This window comes from Acidobacteriota bacterium, from assembly GCA_035471785.1.
GTDB lineage: Bacteria > Acidobacteriota > UBA6911 > RPQK01 > DATIPO01 > JANQFM01.
In genome coordinates, this window is the sequence record DATIPQ010000006.1 from 1 (window position 1) to 4,348 (window position 4,348).

The window sequence follows — 4,348 nt, forward strand, 5'->3', positions numbered from 1 at the left end:
CTGACCTGGATTTATGCCCGTCTCTTGGGGCTGCTGCCCGAGAGCGGAGCCCACCGTTCCATGAGGCGGGAACAGTTGCAACTCTTCAGGCGGCTGGCCGAGGACGCCGCGCGCCGCAGGGGATTGAGAGGGCTGGTGGGCGCCTTTTGCGCCTCGGCCTGGGATCTGCTCATCAATCTCCCCTCGGAACATCGCCGCGCTTCCCATCTGCCTCCGCGTCCCTCTCCATTCAATCCAGGAGCAGTCATGAAAAACATCTCTCTCGAAGTTCGCCAGGCTCTGCGCTCCCTGCGCCGGGCGCCTTTTTTCGGCTTGGCCGTCATTTTTACCCTGGCCTTGGGCATCGGCGCCAACAGCGCCATCTTCAGCATCGTCAACGGCGTCCTGCTCCGCGACCTGCCTTACGAGTCTCCCGGCCAGTTGGTAAGGCTGCTCGACCCCGGCGACCGGGCCGCCGACCGTCGTCCCGTCTCCTACCTCAATTTCGTGGACTGGGTGGAACGCTCGGGCGTCTTTTCGGGTGCTGCCGCCTTCGACGAGTGGAGCCCCAATCTGACGGGAGTGGGTGAAGCCGAACGCATCCTGGCGGGCCAGGTCAATTGGCCTTTCTTTCAGGTGCTGGGCGTCAAGCCTCTGAAAGGACGGATCTTTCAAGAGGAGGACGACGTGGACGGGCAGGACTCTGTCGTCATCCTCACCTACGGCTTCTGGCAGAGCAAGTTCGCTGGACGCGACGACGTCGTCGGACTGGAGATCCAGCTCGACGACCGGCCCCATCAGGTGGTCGGCGTGCTGGGGCCGGACTTCGAGGATCCGGCGCTGGGAGGCAGTACCGACCGCCGCCTGCTTTTCCGTCCGCTGGGACTCGAGGGCCTGCCGCCCGACCGCCTGCCCAACCGCGGCTCCCACTCCTATACCGGCATCGCCCGCCTGCGCCCGGGTGTGAGCCTGCAAGAGGCGCAGGAGGCTCTCAACGCCGTCACTCCCACCATCCTGGCCGAGCATCCCGACCTCGATCCCGAACTTGCGGTGGTGCTGGAGCCGCTGCGCGAGTCGATGCTGGGGGACGTGAGGGCTTCGCTATGGGTGCTGATGGCCGCCGTCGCCTTCTTGCTGGCCATCGCCGTCGTCAATGTGGCCAATCTCTTTCTCAACCGGGGCAGCAGCCGCAAGGCCGAGTTCGCCTTGCGCAGCGCGCTGGGGGCCGGACGCCTGCGGCTCCTGCGCCACTCCTTGATGGAAAGCCTTCTGCTGGCCCTGGCGGGAGGAGCGGCCGGATTGCTGTTGGCTCTGGGACTGATGGAGTTCTTCTATTCCATTGCCCGCGACTTCCTGCCCCGCGCCGAGCAGGTGAGCATCGACTGGAGGGTGCTGCTCTTCACGGCCGCGGTCAGCCTGCTCACCGGTTTGGCGGCCGGACTGCTGCCGGCTTGGCGCTCCACACGGGACGAAGTGGCCGAGTCGCTCCACGACGGCGGACGCACTTTCAGCGGCGGACGCTCCAGCACCCGCTTGAGGGGAGCTTTGGTGGTGGTTCAGGTGTCGCTGGCGCTGGTCCTGCTCACCGCCTCGGGACTGCTGCTGCGCAGCCTCTGGAATCTCACTTCCACCGACACCGGCCTCTCCAGCTCGGGCGTTCTGACGTTCCGGGTGGAATTGCCCCGATCGCGTTACCAAGCTCCACCCCAGTGGGCAGCCTTCTTCGACCAGTTGCAGGAACGCCTGGAGTCCATCCCCTCGGTGGAAAAGGTGGGACGCATATCCATCCTTCCCCTGGGCGGCAGCTTCAACGGCATGGGCTATTCGCCCGCCGACCAGCCCAAGCCTGAGCCCGGCCGGTCCCTCAGCGCCCAGACCCGGACCATGGGAGGCGACTACTTCCAGGCCATGGGCATCCGCCTGCTCTCGGGACGCACTTTCGACAGCCGCGACCATGACCAGTCGCCGCCCGTGGCCATCATAAACCGCACCCTGGCCCAGCGCCATTGGCCCGGCCAGGACGCGCTTTCCAAGGCCATCCGGGTGGCCGGCGCCGAGAACGTCCGCATCATCGGGGTGGTCGAAGACGTCAAGCACCTCCGTTTGGAGGAGGAGGCTCCCCCGCGCATCTACCTGTCCGAGTCGCAGAGCATCATGAGTTGGGACGGAAGGCGCATGACGACGGTGGTCAAAACCGCTCAGCGCCCTGAGGCGCTGGCGGGCACCGTGCGCGACGAAGTGCGGCGCCTGGACCCGCTGCTGCCCGTTTCCGAGGTGCGCAGCATGGACCAGGTGCTGGCCCAGGCCAGCTCGGCTCCCCGCTTCCGTACTCAGTTGATCGGGGCCCTGGCCCTGCTGGCGCTGCTGCTCACCGTGGTGGGGATCTACGGGGTCATCTCCTACACCGTCACTCAAGGCCTTCGCGCCATCGCTATCCGCATGGCCCTGGGAGCCGGACGGCGCCACATCCTGCGCGGCGTCCTCAGTTCGGGACTGTGGCCGGTGCTGGCCGGTCTGGGATTGGGGCTTGCCGGAGCCCTGCTCACCTCGCGCCTGATCGAGGGCCTGCTCTTCCAGGTGGCCCCCCGCGAGCCCCTGCCCTATGCCGCTGCGGCATTGCTCCTGCTGGGCGTGGCTGTGGCCGCAAACCTCCTGCCGGCCCGGCGCGCCACCCGCACCAACCCCATAGCCCTGCTGCGCGAGTAGCTTTCCGGGCCGAGAGGCGACCTGGCATGCAAGAATCCTGCCACAAAAATTTGCTATGACAGGACATTTCTCTTGATCTAGGAATAGGGATGTCGATAATGGGAGATTGACGGCCTTGCTTCGAGCCTTCAAGGGCGGATCGGTTTCCGCACCCGGCTCGGCGGCGGTCACGGAGGTTGCCTTCAGCGCAACATGCTTACCCCCCCTTCGGCGCGCCTTTCCGGTACGCGTCGTGACTTGATTGCTTTGTACCTGTTTGTCTTGTGTTCCTTTCTTGCTCAGACGCTCGCGGCCCAGGAGAAAGACCCCTCGGCGCTGAGCGCCCTTCAGCGGGCCGCCAACGCGGCAGGCGCCGCTCCCGGCTCTTTGCACACGGTGGAGGCAGCCGGGTTCTTTGTTGACCTGCATTTCGATGCGCCCTCTGAGACGCCCTTCTGGGCCGCGGCTGATGCTTGGGGCCGGGTGCGCTGGGAGATGCAGACCAACGATGGAGTGCAGACCAGCGTTATCGACAGTGCCTTGACCCCGGCAAACTCCTTTGCCGAAGACTCCCGCGGCCGCCGCCTTCTGGCCGCCCCCCAGTACGCCGGACAGGGCCTGGAGGCCATGCCTGTTTTCGCCCTTGCGCTCTGGATCGCCCAGCCACGGCATCGGATCGCGCCCCTCGAGGGGACGGAGGCCGGTACCGATCGCGTCCTGGTGGCTCCCCTGTTTCCTTCCGACGTCCGCCCCGAGGTGGCCGAGGAAGCTGAAGCCGCCTTGCGCCAGGAAGTGGAAGTCGACGCCGGCGGGCGCATCCAACGGCTGACCTACTTTCTCCATCCCGACGACGGACGTGTCGACATTCCGGTGGTGCTGGCCTTCGCCGATTACCGCCGCGTGCAGGGCGTACTCTGGCCGCACCGGGTCGAAGTCTTCTCGGGCGCCCGCAAGGTGGGCGAGTACGTCTTCGCCGAGGTGCTCTTCAACCGTCCCCTCGAGGAATCCCTCTTCAACTGAGACCGATCCCGCCTTCGGGCGCATAGCATAGACGGATACCCCCCATGAAACGCATTATCTGTGCCTTGATTCTGTTGTGGCTGTCGTGCGGCCCGCTTTGGGCCCAGTCCGACGCCTACGTGAGCAATCACAACTTGAGGGGCGTGGTGCCCTTCGGCAGCTATCAGTTCGAGTCGGTGGACTCGGTCAACCTGGGCACGGGCTCGCTGGAGGTCAACATCCCGCTTTTCGAGCGGGCCGGCCGCGGACTCGACCACCGCGGCGCCCTCACCTACAGCTCCAAGATCTGGACTTCGGAGTTCTACGATCCGCCGGGGCCGGTGACCCAGGGCATCTCCATGCAGCTCACCACCACGGCCAGAACTTTCAAGGTACTGGGCAGCAAGGGTGAGCTGCAGTGGCGGGATAGCACCCAGGTGTGCTCGGCCAGTCCCTTCATCCAGGTGCTGATCCGCTCCAACTTCACCTACACGACGGCCGGCGGAGCCACCATCCGCTTTCCCAACCGGGTGGTGCGCCAACTCGACGCAGGCGTCTGCAACCTGACCTCGGGAAGCTACACTCCCGGAACCTCCGAGTCGGGGGTGATGAAACTGGAAACGCCCTCGGCCGCTGGGCTGGACTACGTGCTCACCTTCAAGGACGGCTCCAAGGCCATCCTCTC

The 4,348-nt window shown here is 65.7% G+C and carries 3 protein-coding genes; all 3 read left to right on the top strand.

Going from position 1 to position 4,348, the window contains the following annotated elements; genetic code table 11:
- The coding region (locus tag VLU25_01060; protein HSR66505.1) for an ABC transporter permease at positions 1–2,685 on the top strand (2,685 nt) is incomplete at its 5' end.
- Positions 2,686–2,922: 237 nt separating this feature from the next.
- Positions 2,923–3,684, top strand: a complete 762-nt coding sequence (locus tag VLU25_01065; GenBank protein HSR66506.1) for a hypothetical protein — start codon at positions 2,923–2,925, stop codon at positions 3,682–3,684.
- 44 nt (positions 3,685–3,728) lie between these two features.
- Positions 3,729–4,348: hypothetical protein (locus tag VLU25_01070; GenBank protein HSR66507.1), on the top strand; the 620-nt coding region annotated here is incomplete at its 3' end.